The organism is Burkholderia sp. AU16482 (assembly GCF_002223285.1).
In the GTDB taxonomy this organism is placed as follows: Bacteria; Pseudomonadota; Gammaproteobacteria; order Burkholderiales; family Burkholderiaceae; genus Burkholderia; species Burkholderia semiarida.
The window spans coordinates 522,139-542,267 of sequence record NZ_NKEY01000004.1 but is presented as its reverse complement, the minus strand read 5'-3'; the positions used below and the strand labels follow the sequence as shown (position 1 = coordinate 542,267).

The window sequence follows — 20,129 nt, the reverse complement described above, 5'->3', positions numbered from 1 at the left end:
AAGATGCGCGTATTGCGGCGCGTGCGATGCGCGCCGCGTCACCCGCTCGCCGATGCCGATTGCATGAACGAACCGACCGACATTCTGATTCCGCTGCTTCCGCCGTTCCTCGCGCTGCTCGGGCAGGCCGCCGACGCGCAGGCGCGCGGCGAGCGCCCCGCGCACGATCTTTGGCTGGCCGCCGCCGCCCATCTGCATGCGGTCGATGCCGACTCGCTGGTGCGGCTCACGACCGCGCTCGTTGCCCGGCAGCGCCCGGCCGACGCGCTCGCGCTCGCCGAATGCGCGGCGCGCGTGCAGCCGGGCGCGGCCACGCACTTCAACCACGGCTACGTGCTGCAGATGGCCGGCCATCACGCGCAGGCGGTCGCGCCGTACCGCGCGGCGCTCGCCATCGACGCCGGCTGGCCGTCGCTGCGCAACAACCTCGCGATCGCGCTGCGGCTGTCTGGCGGCGACCGCGCGGAAGAGATCGCGCTGCTCGACGCGGCCGTGAAGCACGATCCGCAGGACGTGCAGGCATGGATCAACCTCGTCGTCGCGCGGATCGCGATGCACGACCTGGATGGTGCGCTCGCGAGCGCCGCGCGGCTCGCCGATCTCGCACCCGACAACGCGCTCGCGATGAACAACGTCGCGATGGCGATGAAGGAGGCGCAGCGCTGGGACGACGCCGAGCGCTACGCGGCGCGCGCGTGCGAGCTCGCGCCCGACGACGCGTCGTTCCGCTTCAATCTCGCGATCATCCAGCTCGTGCGCGGCAACTACGCGGCCGGCTGGCGCGGCCACGAGGCGCGCTGGGACGGCGCGGGCGAGTTGCGCGGCCGCCGGCCGGCGCTGCCGGGCCCGCGCTGGCAGGGCGAGCCGCTTGCCGGCAAGACGCTGCTGGTGTGGGGCGAGCAGGGGCTCGGCGACGTGCTGCAGTTCTGCCGCTTCGTCGTGCCGCTCGCCGAACGCGTGCATCGCGAAGGCGGCCGGCTCGCGTGGAATACGTTTCCGGCGCTCGGCGCGCTGATGCAGCGCAGCCTCGGCGCGCATGCGGACGTGTTCGGCGCGGGCGGCGGCGTCGACGCGCTGCCGGCGTTCGATTACGAAGTGCCGCTGATCGGCGTGCCGCTGATGCTCGGCATGGAAGCGTCGACGCTCGCGGCGTCGGTGCCGTACCTGCGGGCCGAGCCGGGCGCCCGCGACGCATGGCGCGCGCGGCTCGCGGGCGACGGCCGGCTCAAGGTCGGGCTCGTGTGGACGGGCAGCGCGGGCCACCAGCGCAATCCGTTCCGGCGCGTCGGGCTCGAACGCTACGCCGACGCGTTTCGCGGCATCGACGGCGTCACGTTTTATTCGCTACAGCCGGGGGCGGACGCGGACGTCGCCGCCGCGCGCGCGGCCGGTTTCGCGATCGAAGACTACACCGACGAATTGAAGAGCTTCGACGATACGGCCGCATTCATCGGCGCGCTGGATCTCGTGATCACTGTGTGCACGTCGGTCGCGCACCTGGCCGGCGCGCTCGGCGCGCGCACCTGGGTGCTGCTCGACGTGAATCCGCACTGGCCGTGGCTGCTCGATCGCCGGGACAGCCCGTGGTATCCGACCGCGACGTTGTACCGGCAGCCGACGTTCGGCGCGTGGGCGCCGGTGATGGAGGACGTGAGTCGCGACCTGCGGGGCCTCGCCGCGCAGCCGGCGCAATCGGATCGATCGTCCCGGCAGGCCTGAACGGCCGGCCGGTTCGCGGTCACGGGCCGCCGCCGTGCACGGCAGCGGCCCGTTGCATCATGCCGCTCCGTCGCCGCCGTGCTGCTGCCGGCCGTTGCGGCGGCGCAGCCCGGGCCCGAACGTGAAGCCGAACGCGAGCAGCACGAACGACACCGCGAGCACGATGTTGTTGCCGCTCGTCACGTACGGCGTGAAGCCGCTCGTGCCTTCGATCCGCACGTCGAGCGAGCCGATCGTGAACGGCTTCAACTGACCGAGCACGCGGCCGTGCGCGTCGATCGCGGCCGTCATCCCGGTGTTGGTCGAGCGCAGCATCGGCCGGCCCGTTTCGAGCGAACGCATCCGCGCGATCTGCAGATGCTGGTCGAGCGCGATCGTGTCGCCGAACCACGCGAGGTTCGTCACGTTGACGAGCACGCCGGGCGGCTGCGGATTGTCGCGGATCGTCGCGGCGATTTCCTCGCCGAACAAGTCCTCGTAGCAGATGTCGGCCATCACCGGCTGGTTGTGCACGAGGAACGGCTTCTGCACCGGCGCGCCGCGCGCGAAGTCGCCGAGCGGCATCTTCATCAGGTTGACGAACCACCGGAAGCCCCACGGAATGAACTCGCCGAAGGGCACGAGGTGATGCTTGTCGTAGTGATAGATGTCGCGCGAATTCGGCGTCACGCCGTACAGGCTGTTCGTGTAGTCGACGTAGTGGCCATCCTCGGTCACCGACGCGCCGACCGCGCCGAACAGCACGGCCGAACCGGTCGTGTCGCTGAACTTGCGGATCGCGGCGGCGAACGGCTCGGGCAGTTCCTGGATCATCACCGCGATCGCGGTCTCGGGCGTGACGATCAGGTCGGCCGGCTTCTCGACGATCATCTGCTGGTACATCTTGATCGCCGCGTCGATGCCTTCCTGCTCGAACTTGATGTCCTGCTTCACGTTGCCCTGCAGCAGCCGCACGGTGAGCGGCGCGTTCGCGGGCACGGTCCACGTGACCTGCGACAGCCCGAGCCCGGCCGCGACGAGCGCGAGCGCGATGCCGGCCGGCGCCGCGATGCGCACGCGGGCGTTGCCGCCCGATGCGCCGGCTGCGCCGTCACGCACCGGCGACGGGCGCGCGGCGGCGAGCGCCTGCACGACCAGCGCGGCGAACAGCGCGAGCACCCACGCGATCCCGTACACGCCGACCACCGGCGCGAAGCCCGCGAACGGGCCGTCGACCTGCGGATAGCCGCTGCCGAGCCACGGAAAGCCGGTGAACACGGTGCCGCGCAGCCATTCGCCGAGCGCCCACGCGCTGGCGAACGCAAACGCGCCGTGCCAGGTCGGCGAGAATGGTCGCGGGTCGGGCTCCCGGCGGTGCCACGCATGGCCCGCACAGAACGACCACAGCCCGGCCGAGAACGCCGGATACAGCGCCAGGTACAGCGAGAACAGCACGAGCGCGCCGCCGGCGAGCGGCGCGGCCATCTCGCCGTACACGTGCATGCTGATGTAGAGCCACCAGACGCCGGTGATGAAGTTGCCGAAGCCGAACGCGCCGCCGGTGAGCGCGGCGCCGCGCCAGCTCGACGTGCGGGTCAGTTGCGCGAAAAACCAGACGAATACGACGAGCTGCAGCCAGCCGCCATGCGGCGTGGGCGCGAAGCTGAGCGTATTGGCCGCGCCGGCGAGCAGCGCGGCCGGATAGTGCCAGCGCGGCAGCGCGCGGCCGGGGGCCGGCGCGAGAAGGCCGCCAGCCGGGCGGGACGGGATCGGATCGTCCATGTGAAGCGGAAGTGGGCGAGCGGTTGAAGGAAGCGCGGCTGGCGCGGAGCGGTCAGTCTTCGTGCGAGGTTTCGGCGCGACGGCTGGCGAGCGGGTTGCGGCGCACCAGCAGCACATGAACCTGGCGCGCATCGCCGCGCTGGATTTCGAACACGAGGTTGCCGAGCTGCAGCTTCTCGCCGCGGTGCGGCACGCGGCCGAAATGATGGGTGATCAGCCCGCCGATCGTGTCGACCTCGTCGTCGGGAAAATCGGTGCCGAACGTCTCGTTGAACTGTTCGATCTCGGTGAGCGCGCGCACGCGGTAGCGGCCGTCCGGCCCCGCGATGATGTTGCCGGCTTCCTCGTCGAAGTCGTATTCGTCCTCGATGTCGCCGACGATCTGTTCGAGCACGTCCTCGATCGTGATCAGGCCCGCGACGCCGCCGTATTCGTCGACGACGATCGCCAGGTGGTTGCGGTTCACGCGGAAGTCGTGCAGCAGCACGTTCAGGCGCTTCGATTCCGGAATGAACACGGCCGGGCGCAGCATCCCGCGCACGTCGAACTCCTCCTCGGCGTAGAAGCGCAGCAGATCCTTCGCGAGCAGCACGCCGATCACGTTGTCGCGGTTCTCCTCGTACACCGGGTAGCGCGAGTGCGCCTTTTCCAGGACGAACGGGATGAAATCCTCGGGCTTGTCGGCGATGTTGATCGCGTCCATCTGCGCGCGCGGCACCATGATGTCGCGCGCGCACAGATCGGACACCTGGAACACGCCTTCGATCATCGACAGCGAATCGGCGTCGATCAGGTTGCGTTCGTGGGCGTCCTGGAGGATTTCCAGCAGCTCGCCGCGGGATTCGGGCTCGGGCGAGATGAAGTCGGTCAGGCGCTCGAGCAGCGAGCGCTTTTCTTGCGGTTTGTCGGTTGGCTTACGACTGGGATACGAATCGTTCATGGTGGTGCGCCCGGGTCATGCCGGGGCGCGCGGTCACGGAGTAGGCAAGGATACACCAAGGGCACGACGCGACCGTGTCACCCCGGCCGCACGGCCAGGGCGGGCGGCTCGCCCGGGCCCCGCTCGCGGACGGCCGCGCCGGGCGCGACGTCGTCGTCGGGTCCATCCTATCGCAGAAAGGAGCGGCGGGGCGCGGCGGCCAAAAATCGGTGGCGGGACGGGCGGCGCGGCCGGACGGCGGCATTCTGCCGCAGGCGGGCGCCGCCGGCGCGCCGCTCAGAACCGCATGCCGGCCGAGCAGCCGCCGGCGGCCGCGCCGTTGGTCGCGGCGCCGCCGCAGCCGAGTATCCCGCAGCCGGACAGCGCGACGCTCGCGGCGACGAGCAGCACGGCGATCCTGCAACGCGACCAGTGTGACGGTTTCATTGGCGGTGTCCTCGTGCGGGTGCGCGGGCGGCGCGGTGTCGGATCACCGGCATCGCGCCAGCAACCCTTCCAGCGCGCGGTCGGGGATGCCGCTCGCGCGCAGCGCGTCGACCGTGCGGCTCACGTAGTCGAGCGTCGTGCCGTAGCGGCCGGCCGCGCAGCCGAACACTTCCTTCACGACGGCGTCGGTCAGCTTGCCCGTATAGGTCGGTGCGTCGCGGCGCATCACGAACGCGAGCGCGTTCACGCGTTCGCCGGTCTCGAGCGAGCACGGCAGCCACGCGGGCCGGTACGAGCCCATCGGCATCTCGCGTTTCCACAATGTCTCGAGATGCGGCTGCGCGGTCGGGCCGGAAAGCCGGAACGCGATGCCCGAGCACGAGCCGCCGCGATCGAGCGCGAGCACGAGGCCCGGCCGTTCGGGCGTGCCGCGGTTCACGCGCGACCACAGGTAGAGCCCGCGATGGTAGCCGTGCACCTTGCCGCGCACGGCGGCGACGGTCGGCAGCCCGGGGTTCCAGATCAGCGAGCCATAGCCGAACAGCCAGAGATCCTGCCGGCCGTCCCAGTCGCGCATCGTGTGCGCGAGCGATGCCGCGAGCTCGTCTTCCGTCAGCAGACGGCCTTCGCCGATCGACGGCGGGTAGGCGGGCGGCAGCATCGCGGCGTGACGCATCGTGCGGCCGGCTTACCGGTACGGGTTCGGGAAACCCAGTTTCGCGAGGATGTCGACTTCGAGCGCTTCCATTTCGGCCGCGTCCTCGTCGCTCGTCTCGTGGTCGTAGCCCTGCGCATGCAGCGCGCCGTGCACCAGCAGGTGCGCGTAATGGGCCGCGAGCGGCTTGTCTTGCTCGTGCGCTTCCTTCTCGACGACCGGGCAGCACAGCACGAGGTCGCCGATCACGGTGCCGTCGGGCGCCGGGTCGTACGCGAAGGTCAGCACGTTGGTCGGATAGTCCTTGTGGCGGTAGCCGGCGTTCAGCGTACGGCCTTCGTTTTCGCCGACGAAGCGCACGGTGAGCTGCGCGCTCGCGAACAGCGCCGGCTCGAGCCATTCGGCGATCAGCTTGCGCTTGGGCAGCGCCTTGCGCACGTCGCTCGTGATCTCGTCGCCGTACTGGACGGACAAGTCGAGTTCCAGCGCGCGCGGCTCGTCTTCGGGGTCGTCCTCGCGCGGCGCGAATTCGGCGCCGACGTGCAGCGTCACGCTGTCGTAGTGCTCGGGCTGCAGCGCGAGCTTCGCGCGCATCGCCGGGTCGTTGTGCTGCGCGACGATCGCGACAGCCGCGTCGCCCGAGCTGCCCGACAGGTCGAACATCAGGCTGCGGCCGTCCGGGAAGTCGATCCGCAGTCCTTGCGCGTTGACGGTCCGGGCCTTGCCCTTCGCGTCGAACAGCGAAAGGCGGGGGGATTCGGACGCGACGGACTGGGCGCGGCCGGACTTGCGGGAACGGGAGGATTTCATGACGCGTGAGGCGATTGGGACGCGTCGAGGATACACCAAATGGGCGATCGCGCCCGAATTCGGCCGGGCCGCGCACGGGCAAAAAAAGCCCGGCGCGCCGTCGGGCGGGCCGGGCCGGGAGGCCGGGGGGCGGCACGCGGCCGCCGCCGCTCAGCCGTCCTGATGCTGCGCGTGGAATTCGTCGTACGCCTCGACGATGCGCGCGACGAGCGGGTGGCGCACCACGTCGGCGCTCGTGAAGCGCGTGAGCGCGATGCCGCGCACGCCGCCGAGCACCTGCTGCGCCTCGACGAGGCCGCTCTTGTGGCCGCGCGGCAGATCGACCTGGCTCGTGTCGCCGGTCACGACCGCCTTGGAGCCGAAGCCGATCCGCGTGAGGAACATCTTCATCTGCTCGGGCGTCGTGTTCTGCGCCTCGTCGAGGATGATGAACGCGTGGTTCAGCGTGCGGCCGCGCATGTACGCGAGCGGCGCGATCTCGATCATCTGGCGCTCGAACATCTTGGCCGTCTTGTCGAAGCCGAGCAGGTCGTACAGCGCGTCGTACAGCGGCCGCAGGTACGGGTCGACCTTCTGCGCGAGATCGCCGGGCAGGAAGCCGAGCCGCTCGCCGGCCTCGACGGCCGGGCGCGTCAGCACGATCCGCTTGACCTGGTCGCGCTCGAGCGCGTCGACCGCGCATGCGACCGCGAGGTAGGTCTTGCCGGTGCCGGCCGGCCCGATGCCGAACGTCACGTCGTGTTGCAGGATCTGCTTCAGGTATTCGCGCTGGGCCGGCGTGCGGCCGCGCAGGTCGGCGCGCCGCGTGTAGAGCTTCGGCCCCGGCTCTTCGTCCGGCTCGCTGGCGTCGAGCTGCACGACCGGTTCGTCGAACGGATGGTCGGGATCGCCGCGAAAGCGCACGTCGAGCGTGTCCTGGCGGCCGTTGCCGGCCGTGTGGCGCACTTCGACCAGCGCGAGCTGGATGTCGTCGACCGACAGCGGATCGCGCGCGCGGTTGTAGAAGTTTTCGAGCGCGGCGAGCGCGAGCTTGGCGCCGCGCCCGCGAATCGTGATCCGGTGGCCGCGCCGCGCGAGCGTCACGTCGAGCGCCTGTTCGATCTGCCGCAGGTTTTCGTCGAGCGGGCCGCAGAGGTTGGCGAGGCGCGCGTTGTCGTCGCGCGGGGCGGTGAATTCCAGTGCTTGGACGGTCTTCAAAGTAGCGTCGGGCTCCTGTCGGGCGTCGGTCGGTCAGTGGGTGGCCGTGCTCGCGTCGTCGCTGACGAGCACGAGCTCGCCGCGCAGCGAGTGCGGGTACGCATGGTTGATCTTCACGTCGATCATCTGGCCGATCAGGCGCGGGTGCGACGCGAGCGGCGCCGGGAAATTCACGACCCGGTTGTTCTCGGTGCGGCCCGCGAGCTCGTTCGGGTCCTTGCGCGACGGGCCCTCGACGAGGATCCGCTCGACCTTCCCGACCATCGACTGGCTGATGCGCGCGACGTTTTCCTCGATCGTCGCCTGCAGGTGTTGCAGGCGTTTGAGCTTGACTTCGCGCGGCGTGTCGTCGGCGAGGTTCGCGGCCGGCGTGCCGGGGCGCGGGCTGTAGATGAACGAGAAGCTCGTGTCGTAGCGCATGTCGTGCACGAGCGCCATCATCTTGTCGAAATCCTCCTCGGTCTCGCCGGGGAAGCCGACGATCATGTCGGTCGACAGCGACAGGTCGGGGCGGATCGCGCGCAGCTTGCGGATCACCGACTTGTATTCGAGCACCGTGTAGCCGCGCTTCATCGCCATCAGGATGCGGTCGGAACCGTGCTGGACCGGCAGGTGCAGGTGGCTCACGAGCTTCGGCACCTTCGCGTACGTGTCGATCAGGCGCTGCGTGAATTCCTTCGGATGCGACGTCGTGTAGCGGATCCGCTCGATGCCGGGGATGTCGGCGACGTATTCGATCAGCGTTGCGAAATCGGCGATTTCCGACGAGCCGGCCGTCAGTGCACCGCGATATGCGTTCACGTTCTGGCCGAGCAGCGTGACTTCGCGCACGCCCTGGTCGGCGAGGCCGGCCACTTCGGTCAGCACGTCGTCGAGCGGGCGCGACACTTCATCGCCGCGCGTGTACGGCACCACGCAGTAGCTGCAGTACTTCGAGCAGCCTTCCATGATCGACACGAACGCGCTCGGCCCCTCGACGCGCGCGGGCGGCAGGTGGTCGAACTTCTCGATTTCGGGGAACGTGATGTCGACCTGCGCGCGGCCGCTCTCGCGGCGCGCGTCGATCATCTGCGGCAGGCGGTGCAGGGTTTGCGGGCCGAAGACGAGGTCGACGTACGGCGCGCGCGACACGATCGACGCGCCTTCCTGGCTCGCGACGCAGCCGCCGACGCCGATCAGCAGGCCCGGCTTCGCTTCCTTCAGCTCGCGCACGCGGCCGAGATCGGAGAACACTTTTTCCTGCGCCTTCTCGCGCACCGAGCACGTGTTGAACAGGATGATGTCCGCGTCTTCCGGCGTGTCGGTCTTTTCGAGGCCTTCGGCCGCGTTGAGCACGTCCACCATCTTGTCCGAGTCGTACTCGTTCATCTGGCAGCCGAAGGTCTTTACGTAAACTTTCTTGGTCATGGGGATTCGCCGTTCGCAGTGGTTGACCTGGGGGCGTCGTCAAGGGTGAGTCGGGACGGCGGTGCGCGGCACGCGAATCGCGCGTAGCCGGGAGGAAAGGCCGTCGGGAAAGCCTTCCATTATAGCTTTTCATGCCGCGGCGGATGGGCCGCCGGTTGCGGGCAGGCGACGTCGGCTTCCGGGTTCCGACCCCTCGATGACGGCGACGACGGTCAGCCGACCGTCAGCGGCACGCGTTCAGCAGGTCGTCGAGCGCGGCTTCCTCGCGCGCGAAGCGTTCGGCGAGAAAGTCGAGCAGCACGCGCACGCGCGGTGCCATGTAGCGCTTGCTGTGGTAGATCGCGTGCAGCGGCGCGTCCTGGTGCCGCCAGTCGGGCAGCAGGACGCGCAGCCGGCCCGCGCGGACGTCGTCGGCGATGTCCCATAGCGATTTCAGCGCGATGCCGTGGCCGCGCAGCGTCCATTCGCGCGTGAGCCCGCCGTCGTTGGTCTCGAACGCGGTCGACACGGGCACCGTGTGAACCTGCACTTCGTCGCCGCGCGTGAAGTGCCAGGTGTTCATCGGGCCGGACGCGATCGTGATCACGTTGCACGGAAAGCGGGCCAGATCGTGCGGATCGGCCGGGACGCCGTGGCGTTCGATGAACGACGGCGCCGCGCACAGCACCCGCCGGTTGGTCGCGAGCCGGCGGGCGATCAGTGCGCCGTCGGGCGGCGCGGCGAAGCGGATCGCGAGATCGATCTCGTCCTGCCACAGGTTCGACGACGAATCGGACGCCGTCAGCGAGAACGTGACGTCGGGATGTTGCGTCGTGAATTCGTCGAGCCAGTCGAGCAACTGATTGCGGCCGAAATCGGACGTCGACGACAGCCGCACCTTGCCGCTCACGACGTTGCGGCCTTCCTGCAACATCGCGTCCGCATCGTCGAGCGCCTGCAGCGCCTGGCGGCAGCAGTTCAGGTACAGCTTGCCTTCGTCGGTGAGCCGCAATTGCCGCGTCGAGCGTTCGAACAGCCGCGTCGCGATCTTCGCCTCGAGCTTCGCGAGCCGCGCGCTCGCGGCGGCCGGCGTGAGGTTCAGCTTGCGCCCGGCGGCGGACAGGCTGCCCAGCTCCGCCGCCTCGACGAACAGCCGGATGTCGCCCAGTCGGTCCATGCGATTTTCCAGAAATATTTGAAAATGGTTCAAATGCCACGCCAATTATCAAATATTGGCGTCTTCGGGACAATGCGCGCACATCCCGCTTTCTTGTGCGGTGCGGCACCGAACCGGCGCCGCGGCCGCCGCCTACCGGAGAACGTCATGCCCATTCCGCTCCTGGCGCTCGCGATCAGCGCCTTCGCCATCGGCACCACCGAATTCATCATCATGGGCCTGCTGCCCGAAGTCGCGCACGACCTCGCCGTGTCGCTGCCGTCGGCCGGCCTGCTCGTCACCGGCTACGCGCTCGGCGTCGCGGTGGGCGCGCCGCTGCTCGCGGTGCTGACGAGCCGCATGCCGCGCAAGGCCGCGCTGCAACTGCTGATGGCGATCTTCATCGTCGGCAACGTGCTGTGCGCGACGGCGTCCGGCTACGCGATGCTGATGGTCGCGCGCGTCGTCACGTCGTTCGCGCACGGGTCGTTCTTCGGGATCGGCGCGGTGGTCGCCGCGTCGCTCGTGCCGGCCGACAAGCGCGCGAGCGCGATCGCGCTGATGTTCACGGGGCTCACGCTGTCGAACGTGCTCGGCGTGCCGTTCGGCACGTTCGTCGGCCAGGTGCTCGGCTGGCGCGCGTCGTTCTGGATCGTCGCCGCGCTCGGCGTGCTCGCGCTCGGCGGCGTGGCCGCGCTGGTGCCGAACCGTCACGACAGCGGGCCGGTCGGCCTCGGCCATGAAGTGCGCGTGCTGAAGGAGCCGCAGGTGTGGCTCGCGCTGCTGATGACCGTGCTCGGCTTCGGCGGCGTGTTCGTCGTGTTCACGTACATCGCGCCGATCCTTGAGGCCGTGTCGGGCTACTCGCCGCGCGCGGTCGCGCTGATCCTCGTGCTGTTCGGCGCGGGGCTGACGATCGGCAACACGATCGGCGGCAAGCTGGCCGATCGCGCGCTGATGCCGTCGCTGATCGCGATACTCGTCGCGCTGATGGCCGTGATGGCCGTGTTCGCGAAGACGAGCCACCTGCCGGTCGCGGCCGCCGTCACCGTGTTCGTCTGGGGGATCGCCGCGTTCGCGACGGTGCCGCCGCTGCAGGCGCGCGTGGTCGAAAAGGCCGCGAGCGCGCCGCATCTCGCGTCGACGCTGAACATCGGCGCGTTCAACGTCGGCAATGCGGGCGGCGCGTGGCTCGGCGGCCTCGCGCTGGAGCACGGCTTCGCGCTCGATGCGCTGCCGTGGGTCGCGGTCGCGGTGACGTTCGCGGCGCTGGTCGTCACGTGGCTCGCGATGCGGCTCGACGCGCGCGGCCCGGCGCGCGGCGCGGCGCCGGCGGCGCAGTGAACGCCGCCACGGCGCGCCGAGCGCGACGCCATAGCGGCAGGAAAAGGTTCGCGAGAAACGCATTCCTCCGCGATGCTGATAACGGTGTGAAGATAACTTCGTTTGCCCGTGCAAGGCCGGGTGATAGCGTTTCGATACGCGCCACGACCGGCGCAACCCGATTCCGATTCCGGCTTACCCCCTACGCAGGGCCGCGCGGCGGCCCGGAGGCAATGCTATGTCTTCATCCCTGGCGCTCGTGCGCGACGTGTCTTCCTTCGAGTCCGGCAATGGCGCCGACCTGCGCGCGTCCGCATCGCTCGACGCGCTCGAGCAGGTCGTCGGCGTGAACCTCGCGCGCTTGCGCGCCGAGCGGCAATTGTCGCTCGATGCGCTTGCGCGGCTGTCCGGCGTGTCGCGGGCGATGCTCGCGCAGATCGAATCGGCGCGCAGCGTGCCGTCGATCAAGGTGCTCTGCAAGATCGCCGCGGCGCTGAAGGTGTCGGTCGCCGCGTTCCTGCGGCGCCATGCGGTGAACGGTTTCGAGCATCTGGCGGCCGAGCGCGCGTCGCGCGTCGTCAGCTCGAACGGCCGCTTCTCGGCGCGTGCGCTGTATCCGGAAGGCGAGCCGGCCGCGGCCGAATTCCACGAGCTGCGGATCGCGCCGCTGCATACGGAACCCGGCGCGCGCCGCGCACCGGGCACGACGATCAATCTCGTCGTCAGCGAGGGCACGCTCGAAGTCAGCGTGCATGATCGCCGCCAGTTGCTGGCGACCGGCGACGCGATCGTGTTCGACGCCGATCAGCCGTACAGCCTGCGCAACCCGGGCGACAGCGAAGCGCGTGCGTTCCGCGTGACGGTGAGCCCGGAGGTGCCGCCGCGCTGGCTCGTGCCCGACGCGGCGCACGCGGCCGCCAACTGATCGCGCGGGTCGCGCGGCGCGAGCGTTGCGGTCCCCGGTTTGCGCGGGAGACGCCGCGTGCGCGCGTCGGCCGTTCGGACGATGCCGTTAGACGGGGTCGTCAGTAAGGTTTTACCGGTCATTCGCTGCGCGTCGTGTGCGGCTGTTGTATGCTTGGCCCGCCGGTCACGGGGCGTTCCCGTCCGGCAATCAGTGCGTCTTCAGGGCGGGGCGAAATTCCCCACCGGCGGTAGGCTGGCGTAAGCCGGCGAGCCCGCGAGCGCCCGCGCATTTCGCGCGGGGTCAGCAGATCTGGTCGAATGCCAGAGCCGACGGTCACAGTCCGGATGAGAGAAGATGTGCAGATAGTCATGTCCGTCAGGGCCGCTTCGCCGTGCGTGCGAAGCGGGTTGTCGTTCTGTCTGTTTGCAATGCCCTGAAACGTTTTTCGCCCAAATCGTCTTTGCGAGGAGCGTTTCACATGTCCTTGATGTCCGTTTCGTCGGCGCCTGCCGACGCCTTTGCCGATCTCCCGTTGCTGGATTCCGAACCGGTGCCGCCGCGCATCGCCGCCGCGCTCGACGCGATGCGCGCGGGCCGCGCGGTCGTGCTGCAGGACGACCACGACCGCGAGAACGAGGCCGACCTGATCGTCGCCGCCGAGCGCATCACGCCCGAGACGATGGCGCTGCTGATTCGCGAGTGCAGCGGCATCGTGTGCCTGTGCCTGACCGACGACACGGTGCGTGCGCTGGAGCTGCCGCCGATGGTGCAGACCAACGAAAGCCGCAACGGCACCGCGTTCACCGTGTCGATCGAGGCGCGCGAAGGCGTGCACACCGGCGTGTCGGCGGCCGACCGCGTGACGACGATCCGCGCGGCGATCGCCGACGGCGCGAAGCCGCACGACATCGTGCGCCCCGGCCACGTGTTTCCGTTGCGTGCGCAACCGGGCGGCGTGCTCGCGCGCCGCGGTCACACCGAAGGCACCGTCGACCTGTCGATCCTCGCGGGCCTGAAGCCGGCCGGCGTGCTGTGCGAGCTGATGAATCCGGACGGCACGATGACGCGCGGCGACGATGTCGAGCGCTTCGCGCAACGGCACGGGCTGCCGATGCTGACGATCGCGGAACTCGTCGCGTTCCGCGAGGCGCTGGCCGCCGCGCGCGAACGCTGCTGCGAGCCGGCCTGAGCGGAAGGAAACGCGGGCGCGTTCGCGCGCCCGTGGCGCGGCCGGATCGACGCGAGCCGGCGCGAATGACGATCAGGACTGCACGTCGCCGAATTCGCCGCGCATGCCGGCTTCGACGAGCGCCGGCAGTTCGTCCATCCTGCGCATGATCCGCGTGATGCCCATCGCGCGCAGCGCGTCCGCGTAGTTGTCGGGGATGTGGCTCGCGCCGACGAACGCGATCGTCTTCATCCCGGCCGCCCGCGCGGCATTCAGCCCCGAGATGCTGTCCTCGACGACGACGCAGCGCGCCGGCGCGACGCCGAGCGTGTGCGCTGCGTGCAGGTACACGTCGGGGTAGGGCTTCGGCCGCGCGACCTGTTCGGCGCTGAACACGCGTTCGCCGAAGATCTCGGTGAGCGCGGCGCGCTTCAGCGAGCTGCGCACGCGCGCGAGCCGGCTGTTCGACACGACGGCGGCCGGCAGCGTGATCTTCAGCAGCGCGTCGCGCACGCCACTGATCGGCGCGAGCGATTGCGCGAGCGCGACTTCGATGTTGTGCTCGACGGTCTCGATGAAGTTGGCGGGCATCTCGACCCCGAAGCGGGCTTCGATGCCGGTGAGGAAGCGGGACGTCTGCTGGCCGAATGCCGACTTCGCGGCGGCTTCGAAATCGAGGTTCGGGAACGTGGCGGACAGCGTGTCGAGCAGCACGCGGTCGGCGATGACTTCGCTGTCGACGAGCACGCCGTCGCAGTCGCAGATGAGGTGATCGAGCATGGTGATGAAAACGCGGGAAATCGGCGACGCCGATCGATTCGCCATCATACGTGCTTTCCCGTGCATGCCGAGCGACGTGGCGGTAAATGTGCCCGATCCGGCCGGGCCGCGCGGCAGGTTGTGCCGGACGGCCGCCGTTCGCGGCGTCACAGCTCGATCACGCGCCCCGTTTTCCAAGACGTCATCGCGGCTTCGGCCAGCTCGAGCGCGGCGAGTCCGTCGTCGATCGTCGTCCTGACCGGCGTGCCGTCGCGCAACGCGTCGACGAAGTGCGCGATCTCGGCCGCGTACGCATGCCGGTAGCGTTCCAGGAAGAACGGCTCAGGCACGTCCGTCGCGATGCCGCCGGCAAGCCACGCGCTCACGTCGGTCGGCCGCACGTTGCCGGCCTGCAGCATCCCGCGGCTGCCGAGCAGTTCGAAGCGCTGGTCGTAGCCGTACGCCGCGCGGCGCGACGTGTTGATCTGGCACAGCAATCCGCGCCGCGTGCGGATCGTCACGGCGGTCGAATCGATGTCGCCGGCGTCGTGCACGGCCGGATCGGTCAGGCAACTGCCCGTCGCATGCAGCGTGTGCGCTTCGTCGCCGAGGATCCAGCGGAACACGTCGAAGTCGTGGATCAGCATGTCCTTGAAAATGCCGCCCGAGCTGCGGAGGTAGTCGGCCGGCGGCGCGCCCGGGTCGCGGCTCGTGACGACCAGCATTTCAGGCGCGCCGATCTCGCCGCGCTCGACGCGCGCCTTCAGCGCCGCGAAGGTCGGGTCGAAGCGGCGCTGGAAGCCGATCATGCAGGTCACGCCGGTGCGCCGCACGACGTCCGCGCATGCACGCGAGCGTTCGACGGCGAGGTCGACCGGCTTTTCGCAAAACACGGCCTTGCCCGCGTTCGCGGCCGCGACGATCAGGTCCGCGTGCGTATCGGTGCTCGATGCGATCACGACGGCCCGCACCGACGCGTCGCCCAGCGCGCGTTCGACGTCGGTTGCCTGCGCGCCGTGCGCGCGGGCGAGTGCGTCCGCCGACGGTGCGTGCCGGTCGATCACGTACTTCAGTGTCGCGCCCGGATGGCGCGCGAGATTCGCCGCGTGGATCTTGCCGATCCTGCCCGCGCCGAACAAAGCGAATTCGATCATTTCGTTCTCCCGTGGATTCACTTATCTTGCCGATGCGCGGCCGGCGTGGGCCGCACGCCGTCGCGACGGTCCGCTCAGCGATCCGCCAGCTCGCCGCGCACGTAATCGATGCTTGCCCGCAGCCGGTCCTCGATGTCGTCGGCTTCGGCGATCTCTTTCGCGAACGGCTCGAACGACAACGCACCGCGGTAGCCGCGCGCGAGCAGCTCGCGGAGTTGCCGGACGTTGCCGAGCCGGTCCACGTGGCCGACCAGCACGCGGTGGCCGTCGCGCATCCGCTCGACCGGCAGGTCGGCTTCCTCGACGCCCGAGAGGTGCACGAGGCCCGTGAGGTTCGGGAAGAAGATGTCCTCGCCGGCGAGGTGATGGTGGAACGTGTCGTGCACGAGCCGGAACACCGGCTCGCCCGCCGCCCCGTAGATGCCCTTCACCGCGTCCGACTTGCGACGCAGCGCGCATTCCTCGAAACCGAGCGGCTCGATGAAGCCGAGCAGGCCGCGGGCTTCGAGGATCGGCTTCAATGCCTTCAGCGCCGTGACGAGATCCGCGTGGCGGGCGTGCTCGTCGCGCGTGTCGGTGCGGCTGTTGGTCGGGCACAGCACCAGCGCCCGCGCGCCGCATTGCGCCGCGTAGTCGGCCAGCACGGTCGCCTCGTCGGCGCGCTCGGCATTCCACTGCTCGAAGCGCTGCAGTGCGTTGATCGTCAGGATCGTTACGCCGCCGGCTTCGACCGTCGCGCGGACGGCGGCGGCCGGCGTGCCGTCGGCGAGTTCGACGCCGTCGAGATCGTTGCGGATCTCGATCGTGTCGACGCCGAGGCGCCGGCACAGCGCGACGTAGCGGTCGAGCGGCAAGCGCGGCGCGCTCATCCGGTTCAGCGAAAAGTGCAAGGCTTGCGTCATCGTTCTGTCCTTGGGGCTTGAGTGGGGCGGGTTCGGATCAGGCGCCGGCGCGCGCGGCGAGTGCGTGCCACGTGTCGCGCAGCCAGTGCGCGCACGCGACGTTGTTGTCGAAGATCGAATAGCGTGCGCCGCCGCCGTAGTCGGGAAACGGGATGAATTCGCAACTGATCTGCTCGAGCGGTGTCGCTTGCGCATGGGCCTGCCCCCGCGCCTGCAGCAACTGACGCAGCGCGGCTTTCCATGGATCGAGCGACTCGGCACGCCATTCGCCGTGGTACGCGCCCGGCGGCGGCGCGACGAACGGGTACTGGATGCCGCGTCCGGGCCGGCCGTCCGCGCGGCGCATCCAGCGATTGTCCGGGTTGTTCGGCACGACGCTGCGCGCATGCGCATGCCGGACCCAGCCGCGCGCGATCCAGTCGGCGTAGATCGCGGCGGGCGATGCGGGGTCGAGCATCGCGCGGCCGCCGTCGGCCGATTCGTGCAGGCCCGATGCGTCGAGTTCGGCGCGATTGCCGATCTTGAACAGCAGGTGCGAATGATCGAGCGTGATACGGAACGGCGCGCCGGCCTGCTCGACATGCCGCGCGACGCGTGCAACCCGCGCGAAATCCTCGCTCCACATGTCGACGTGCACTTCGAGGCTCGGCAGGCAGCCGGACGGTTCGCCCCATGCATAGGCGCGCAGGTAGAAATCGGCGACTTCGCGATCCGACAGCGGATGGCCGTCCGCGTGATGCGCGAACAGCTGACAGTTGAGCACCGTGCTGCCGAACCGCGCGCCCGCCGCGACGATCTCGGCGACATGCGCTTCGTCGCGGCCCGCGCACCAGATGCCGCCGATCACGCGAATCGGCAGCGCGTGGCGCTCGACCAGCGCGAAATATGGCGACAGGTCCTCGCCGCGCACCGGGTTCTTTTCGACGTAGTCGAACACGCCGGCGGCGGCGACCATCCGGAAGCGCTCGGCGGGCGTGGGCGGCGGCAGCCCGTCGTGTTCGAGCACGCCGTCGAGATTCACGCCGATGAGGATCGGTTCAGCCATCGTCTCCTGTCCGTCGTTGTTCGTGGATGGCTGTCAATGTACGGACGCGCCGCGCAGGCTGCATGACAAACGTTGACGAAAAATCGCCAATGCGGCGATCGATTTTTTCGACGCATGCACGCGCCGGGCCGCATGCCGCATGCCGTGCGGCGGGTTCACGGCTGCAGGTACGCGCTCGTCCTCACGTTCGCCGGACAGAACACGCGGAATTCGACGGGGTCGTGCGGCGGCGGCGCCTCGACGATGCCGCATGCATGCAGCACGTGCTGCAGCGCGGAAATCGCCTGCCCGTCCGGATCCTGGTCGATCGCGAGATCCATCGCGCCGGCTTCGATGAAGGTGCGGTGCAGATCGATCATCTCGTGGCCGATCCATACGACGCGCCCGACCGCGCCGGCCCGGCGCAGCGCCGCCTCGATCCCGGCCGACCCGGCGCCGCTGTTGTAGATCGCGACCACGTCGTCGTGCGCCTGCAGCGCCTTCGACACCGCGCGGTAGCAGCGGTCGTCCTGGTCGAGCGTCTCGACCGGCGCGTCGTCGCAGCGCACCGCGGCGAACGCGTCGGCAAGCTGGTCGCGGCAGCCGGCCATCCGGTCGGCGTGCGCGCGGTAGCCCATGCGGCCGCCGAGCAGCAGCACGCGGCCGGGGCGCGCCGCGAGACGGCCGATGTAGTAGCCGGCCGTGCGCCCGGCGCGATAGTTGTCGATGCCGGCGAAGTGCGCGCGGTCGATGCCGCCGATGTCGGTGACCATCGTGACGACGGTCTCGCCCCGCGCGATCGCGGCGGCCAGCGCGTCGCGCATGCGGGCCGTGTCGTGCGCGGTGACGATCAGCGCCGCGCGCCGGTACGCGGGCCGTTCGATCAGCGCGGCGGCGCGCGCGTCGTCCGCGGCGGGCACGATCGTCCGGTGCACGACCACGCGCCGGTCGAGCATCTGCAGCGAGCGCTGCAGCGCTTGCTGCAACCGCCGGAAGAACGGCGCGTCGGTGTCCGGCAGCAGTACGTCGACGTGGATCAGCCCGTGCCGCGTGTCGGGCAGCTGCCGCGGCACGCCGAGCTGCCGCGCGGCCGCCACCACGCGTTCGCGCGCCTGCGCGGAGACGCTGCCGCGCTCGTTCAGCACGCGGTCGACGGTCGTCGTGCTGACGCCGGCAAGCGCCGCGATCTCGTCGAAGCGCGCGGTGCGCTTGCGCCAGCGCGGCCCGGATTCTCCTGCCATGGTCGTCTCCATCGTGATAGGCGCCATCGATCGCGTGGCGTTGCCGAACGCTAAAGCGATGGCGAAATTTCGTCAACGTTTCGATTGAGCAGCGGAAGCCGGGCGCCTAATTTTGATTCCATCGCAGCGCGTGTCGCGCTTGCATCGCACGAGAACCCCAGGAGACAGACGTGGCCCCTACCGACGACCCGGCACGCAAGCGCAACGCGGCGCGCCGTCAGGAATACCGAATGATCGGCGGCGCGGGCGAGCGCGCGCACGCGGCCGGGCTCGTCAACGCCGCGTGGTACCGGTGCGCGGTGCCGCGGCCGCTGATGAAGCAGTTGATGCAGCGTGGCGACGCCCGTGCGATTCGCGACACGCTGATCTGGTACGCGGCGATCGCGATCAGCGGCGCGCTCGCGTGGCTGGCGTGGCACGCGCATTCGGCATGGGCGATCCCGGCGTTCTTCGTGTACGGCACCCTTTACTGCAGCCCGGCCGATTCGCGCTGGCACGAATGCGGGCACGGCACCGCGTTCCGCACGCGCTGGATGAACGACGCGCTGTACCAGCTCGCATCGTTCCAGGTGTTCCGCCGCGCAACCGCGTGGCGCTGGAGTCATGCGCGCCATCACACCGATACGCTGGTCGTCGGGCGCGATCCGGAAATCGCCGCGCCGAAGCCGACCGACTGGCTCGCACTCGTGCTGAACGTCGTCGCGCTGAAGCACGTGGCCGGCGAGTTGCGCAAGATGATCGCGGCGTCGGTCACCGGCCGGCTCGACGACGAGGAGCGCACCTACGTGCCTGAATCGGAATGGCCGAAGGTCGTGCGCGAGTCGCGCATCCATCTCGCGATCTACGCGCTCGTGGCGGGCGCCGCGATGTACTGGCACACGATCCTGCCGCTGCTCTACATCGGGCTGCCGAGCCTCTACGGCGCATGGCTGTACCTGTATTTCGGCCTCACGCAGCACGCGGGCATGCCGGAGAACGTGCTCGATCACCGGCGCAACTGCCGCACCGTGATGATGAATCCGGTGTTCCGCTTCCTGTACTGGAACATGAACTATCACGTCGAGCACCACATGTTCCCGATGGTGCCGTTCCATGCGCTGCCGAAGCTGCACGAAGCCGTGAAGGCCGACATGCCGCCGCCGTACCGCAGCACGCTCGCCGCGTATGCGGAGATCGTGCCGGCGCTGATCCGGCAGACGCGCGATCCGTCCGATTACGTCGTGCGGCCGGTGCCCGATGCCGCGCGCGCATGACAGCTACCGACCATCCCGACGAAGGAGACACACCCCATGACGCAATGGATCGACACCGGCGCGCTCGACGACATCGACGACGAAGACGTCGCGCGCTTCGATCACGCAGGCCGCACGTACGCGATTTACCGGATCGACGGCCAGGTATACGCGAGCGACGGCCTGTGCACGCACGAGCACGTACATCTCGCGGACGGGTTCGTGATGGATCACGTGATCGAATGCCCGAAGCACAACGGTCGCTTCGACGTACGCGACGGCCGGCCGCTGTCCGCGCCCGCCTGCGAGAAGCTGCGCACGTACCGCGCGAAGATCGAAGACGGTCGCATCCTGATCGAGGTGTGACGC

19 protein-coding genes and 1 riboswitch are annotated in these 20,129 nt (G+C 69.5%); of the genes, 6 read left to right on the top strand and 13 right to left on the bottom strand.

The features are described 5' to 3' along the window. Positions 1 to 63 precede the first annotated feature (63 nt). The gene (locus tag CFB35_RS14170; RefSeq protein ID WP_089465290.1) at positions 64 to 1,719 is read left to right on the top strand and encodes a hypothetical protein; all 1,656 of its coding nucleotides are present in this window, start codon (positions 64 to 66) and stop codon (positions 1,717 to 1,719) included. Positions 1,720 to 1,776: 57 nt separating this feature from the next. Here the strand turns inward: CFB35_RS14170 and lnt are convergent, their stop codons facing one another. From lnt to CFB35_RS14135, 8 genes are all read right to left on the bottom strand, one after another. Further along, positions 1,777 to 3,480, bottom strand: a complete 1,704-nt coding sequence (gene lnt / locus CFB35_RS14165; protein WP_089465122.1) for an apolipoprotein N-acyltransferase — start codon at positions 3,478 to 3,480, stop codon at positions 1,777 to 1,779. A 52-nt stretch (positions 3,481 to 3,532) separates the two neighbouring features. After that, complete coding sequence (locus CFB35_RS14160; RefSeq protein ID WP_059578694.1) at positions 3,533 to 4,420, bottom strand: HlyC/CorC family transporter; 888 nt, start codon at positions 4,418 to 4,420, stop codon at positions 3,533 to 3,535. A gap of 276 nt (positions 4,421 to 4,696) precedes the next feature. Continuing rightward, entirely contained in the window at positions 4,697 to 4,846 is a 150-nt protein-coding gene (locus CFB35_RS34970) for a hypothetical protein (RefSeq protein ID WP_167351617.1), read from the bottom strand. A gap of 43 nt (positions 4,847 to 4,889) precedes the next feature. Then, on the bottom strand, positions 4,890 to 5,522 hold the full coding sequence (locus CFB35_RS14155) for a gamma-glutamylcyclotransferase (RefSeq protein ID WP_059578691.1): 633 nt from the start codon (positions 5,520 to 5,522) through the stop codon (positions 4,890 to 4,892). 12 nt (positions 5,523 to 5,534) lie between these two features. Beyond that, complete coding sequence (gene ybeY / locus CFB35_RS14150; protein WP_089465121.1) at positions 5,535 to 6,311, bottom strand: rRNA maturation RNase YbeY; 777 nt, start codon at positions 6,309 to 6,311, stop codon at positions 5,535 to 5,537. A gap of 150 nt (positions 6,312 to 6,461) precedes the next feature. Beyond that, entirely contained in the window at positions 6,462 to 7,508 is a 1,047-nt protein-coding gene (locus tag CFB35_RS14145) for a PhoH family protein (protein WP_059578685.1), read from the bottom strand. Positions 7,509 to 7,541: 33 nt separating this feature from the next. After that, the gene (gene miaB / locus CFB35_RS14140; protein ID WP_059578683.1) at positions 7,542 to 8,915 is read right to left on the bottom strand and encodes a tRNA (N6-isopentenyl adenosine(37)-C2)-methylthiotransferase MiaB; all 1,374 of its coding nucleotides are present in this window, start codon (positions 8,913 to 8,915) and stop codon (positions 7,542 to 7,544) included. Positions 8,916 to 9,138: 223 nt separating this feature from the next. Then, positions 9,139 to 10,071 (bottom strand): LysR family transcriptional regulator, encoded by a 933-nt coding sequence (locus tag CFB35_RS14135; RefSeq protein WP_059578680.1) that lies wholly within the window; start codon positions 10,069 to 10,071, stop codon positions 9,139 to 9,141. A gap of 147 nt (positions 10,072 to 10,218) precedes the next feature. Here CFB35_RS14135 and CFB35_RS14130 point away from each other — a divergent pair, with 147 nt between their 5' ends. The 3 genes from CFB35_RS14130 (at position 10,219) to ribB (ending at position 13,469) form a co-directional block, all read left to right on the top strand. Beyond that, positions 10,219 to 11,394 carry an MFS transporter gene (locus CFB35_RS14130; RefSeq protein WP_059578810.1) on the top strand — a complete coding sequence of 392 codons (1,176 nt, stop codon included), beginning with the start codon at positions 10,219 to 10,221 and terminating at the stop codon, positions 11,392 to 11,394. A gap of 217 nt (positions 11,395 to 11,611) precedes the next feature. Next, positions 11,612 to 12,298 carry a helix-turn-helix domain-containing protein gene (locus CFB35_RS14125; protein WP_089465120.1) on the top strand — a complete coding sequence of 229 codons (687 nt, stop codon included), beginning with the start codon at positions 11,612 to 11,614 and terminating at the stop codon, positions 12,296 to 12,298. Between the two features lie 192 nt (positions 12,299 to 12,490). Then, positions 12,491 to 12,640, top strand: a riboswitch (FMN riboswitch). Between the two features lie 118 nt (positions 12,641 to 12,758). After that, positions 12,759 to 13,469 (top strand): 3,4-dihydroxy-2-butanone-4-phosphate synthase, encoded by a 711-nt coding sequence (ribB, locus tag CFB35_RS14120; RefSeq protein WP_012329192.1) that lies wholly within the window; start codon positions 12,759 to 12,761, stop codon positions 13,467 to 13,469. A 72-nt stretch (positions 13,470 to 13,541) separates the two neighbouring features. On the opposite strand, the gene CFB35_RS14115 is transcribed toward ribB, so the two are convergent. From CFB35_RS14115 to CFB35_RS14095, 5 genes are all read right to left on the bottom strand, one after another. Further along, on the bottom strand, positions 13,542 to 14,228 hold the full coding sequence (locus CFB35_RS14115) for an HAD family hydrolase (RefSeq protein ID WP_059578675.1): 687 nt from the start codon (positions 14,226 to 14,228) through the stop codon (positions 13,542 to 13,544). A gap of 146 nt (positions 14,229 to 14,374) precedes the next feature. Then, positions 14,375 to 15,361: an inositol 2-dehydrogenase gene (gene iolG / locus CFB35_RS14110; RefSeq protein ID WP_089465119.1), complete on the bottom strand. Its 987-nt coding sequence runs from the start codon at positions 15,359 to 15,361 to the stop codon at positions 14,375 to 14,377. Positions 15,362 to 15,435: 74 nt separating this feature from the next. Next, positions 15,436 to 16,263 (bottom strand): TIM barrel protein, encoded by an 828-nt coding sequence (locus CFB35_RS14105; protein WP_089465118.1) that lies wholly within the window; start codon positions 16,261 to 16,263, stop codon positions 15,436 to 15,438. 37 nt (positions 16,264 to 16,300) lie between these two features. Then, positions 16,301 to 17,308: a hypothetical protein gene (locus CFB35_RS14100; RefSeq protein WP_059578667.1), complete on the bottom strand. Its 1,008-nt coding sequence runs from the start codon at positions 17,306 to 17,308 to the stop codon at positions 16,301 to 16,303. 155 nt (positions 17,309 to 17,463) lie between these two features. Beyond that, complete coding sequence (locus CFB35_RS14095) at positions 17,464 to 18,528, bottom strand: LacI family DNA-binding transcriptional regulator (RefSeq protein ID WP_089465117.1); 1,065 nt, start codon at positions 18,526 to 18,528, stop codon at positions 17,464 to 17,466. A 170-nt stretch (positions 18,529 to 18,698) separates the two neighbouring features. On the opposite strand from CFB35_RS14095, the gene CFB35_RS14090 reads away from it, so the two are divergent. Together CFB35_RS14090 and CFB35_RS14085 are read left to right on the top strand one after the other, a co-directional pair. Next, positions 18,699 to 19,781 carry a fatty acid desaturase family protein gene (locus CFB35_RS14090; RefSeq protein ID WP_089465116.1) on the top strand — a complete coding sequence of 361 codons (1,083 nt, stop codon included), beginning with the start codon at positions 18,699 to 18,701 and terminating at the stop codon, positions 19,779 to 19,781. 36 nt (positions 19,782 to 19,817) lie between these two features. Further along, positions 19,818 to 20,126, top strand: coding sequence for a non-heme iron oxygenase ferredoxin subunit (locus tag CFB35_RS14085; protein ID WP_059578663.1), 309 nt, complete (start codon positions 19,818 to 19,820; stop codon positions 20,124 to 20,126). Positions 20,127 to 20,129 lie beyond the last annotated feature (3 nt).

Excerpts from the sequence above, each read along its gene's own strand:
- CFB35_RS14105 (WP_089465118.1), bottom strand. The coding sequence starts at position 16,263 with ATGACGCAAGCCTTGCACTTTTCGCTGAACCGGATGAGCGCGCCGCGC.
- lnt (WP_089465122.1), bottom strand. The coding sequence starts at position 3,480 with ATGGACGATCCGATCCCGTCCCGCCCGGCTGGCGGCCTTCTCGCGCCG.
- CFB35_RS14115 (WP_059578675.1), bottom strand. The coding sequence starts at position 14,228 with ATGCTCGATCACCTCATCTGCGACTGCGACGGCGTGCTCGTCGACAGC.
- ribB (WP_012329192.1), top strand. The coding sequence starts at position 12,759 with ATGTCCTTGATGTCCGTTTCGTCGGCGCCTGCCGACGCCTTTGCCGAT.
- CFB35_RS14125 (WP_089465120.1), top strand. The coding sequence starts at position 11,612 with ATGTCTTCATCCCTGGCGCTCGTGCGCGACGTGTCTTCCTTCGAGTCC.
- CFB35_RS34970 (WP_167351617.1), bottom strand. The coding sequence starts at position 4,846 with ATGAAACCGTCACACTGGTCGCGTTGCAGGATCGCCGTGCTGCTCGTC.
- CFB35_RS14155 (WP_059578691.1), bottom strand. The coding sequence starts at position 5,522 with ATGCGTCACGCCGCGATGCTGCCGCCCGCCTACCCGCCGTCGATCGGC.
- CFB35_RS14100 (WP_059578667.1), bottom strand. The coding sequence starts at position 17,308 with ATGGCTGAACCGATCCTCATCGGCGTGAATCTCGACGGCGTGCTCGAA.
- ybeY (WP_089465121.1), bottom strand. The coding sequence starts at position 6,311 with ATGAAATCCTCCCGTTCCCGCAAGTCCGGCCGCGCCCAGTCCGTCGCG.
- CFB35_RS14135 (WP_059578680.1), bottom strand. The coding sequence starts at position 10,071 with ATGGACCGACTGGGCGACATCCGGCTGTTCGTCGAGGCGGCGGAGCTG.
- CFB35_RS14085 (WP_059578663.1), top strand. The coding sequence starts at position 19,818 with ATGACGCAATGGATCGACACCGGCGCGCTCGACGACATCGACGACGAA.
- CFB35_RS14160 (WP_059578694.1), bottom strand. The coding sequence starts at position 4,420 with ATGAACGATTCGTATCCCAGTCGTAAGCCAACCGACAAACCGCAAGAA.
- CFB35_RS14170 (WP_089465290.1), top strand. The coding sequence starts at position 64 with ATGAACGAACCGACCGACATTCTGATTCCGCTGCTTCCGCCGTTCCTC.
- CFB35_RS14095 (WP_089465117.1), bottom strand. The coding sequence starts at position 18,528 with ATGGCAGGAGAATCCGGGCCGCGCTGGCGCAAGCGCACCGCGCGCTTC.
- CFB35_RS14130 (WP_059578810.1), top strand. The coding sequence starts at position 10,219 with ATGCCCATTCCGCTCCTGGCGCTCGCGATCAGCGCCTTCGCCATCGGC.
- iolG (WP_089465119.1), bottom strand. The coding sequence starts at position 15,361 with ATGATCGAATTCGCTTTGTTCGGCGCGGGCAGGATCGGCAAGATCCAC.
- miaB (WP_059578683.1), bottom strand. The coding sequence starts at position 8,915 with ATGACCAAGAAAGTTTACGTAAAGACCTTCGGCTGCCAGATGAACGAG.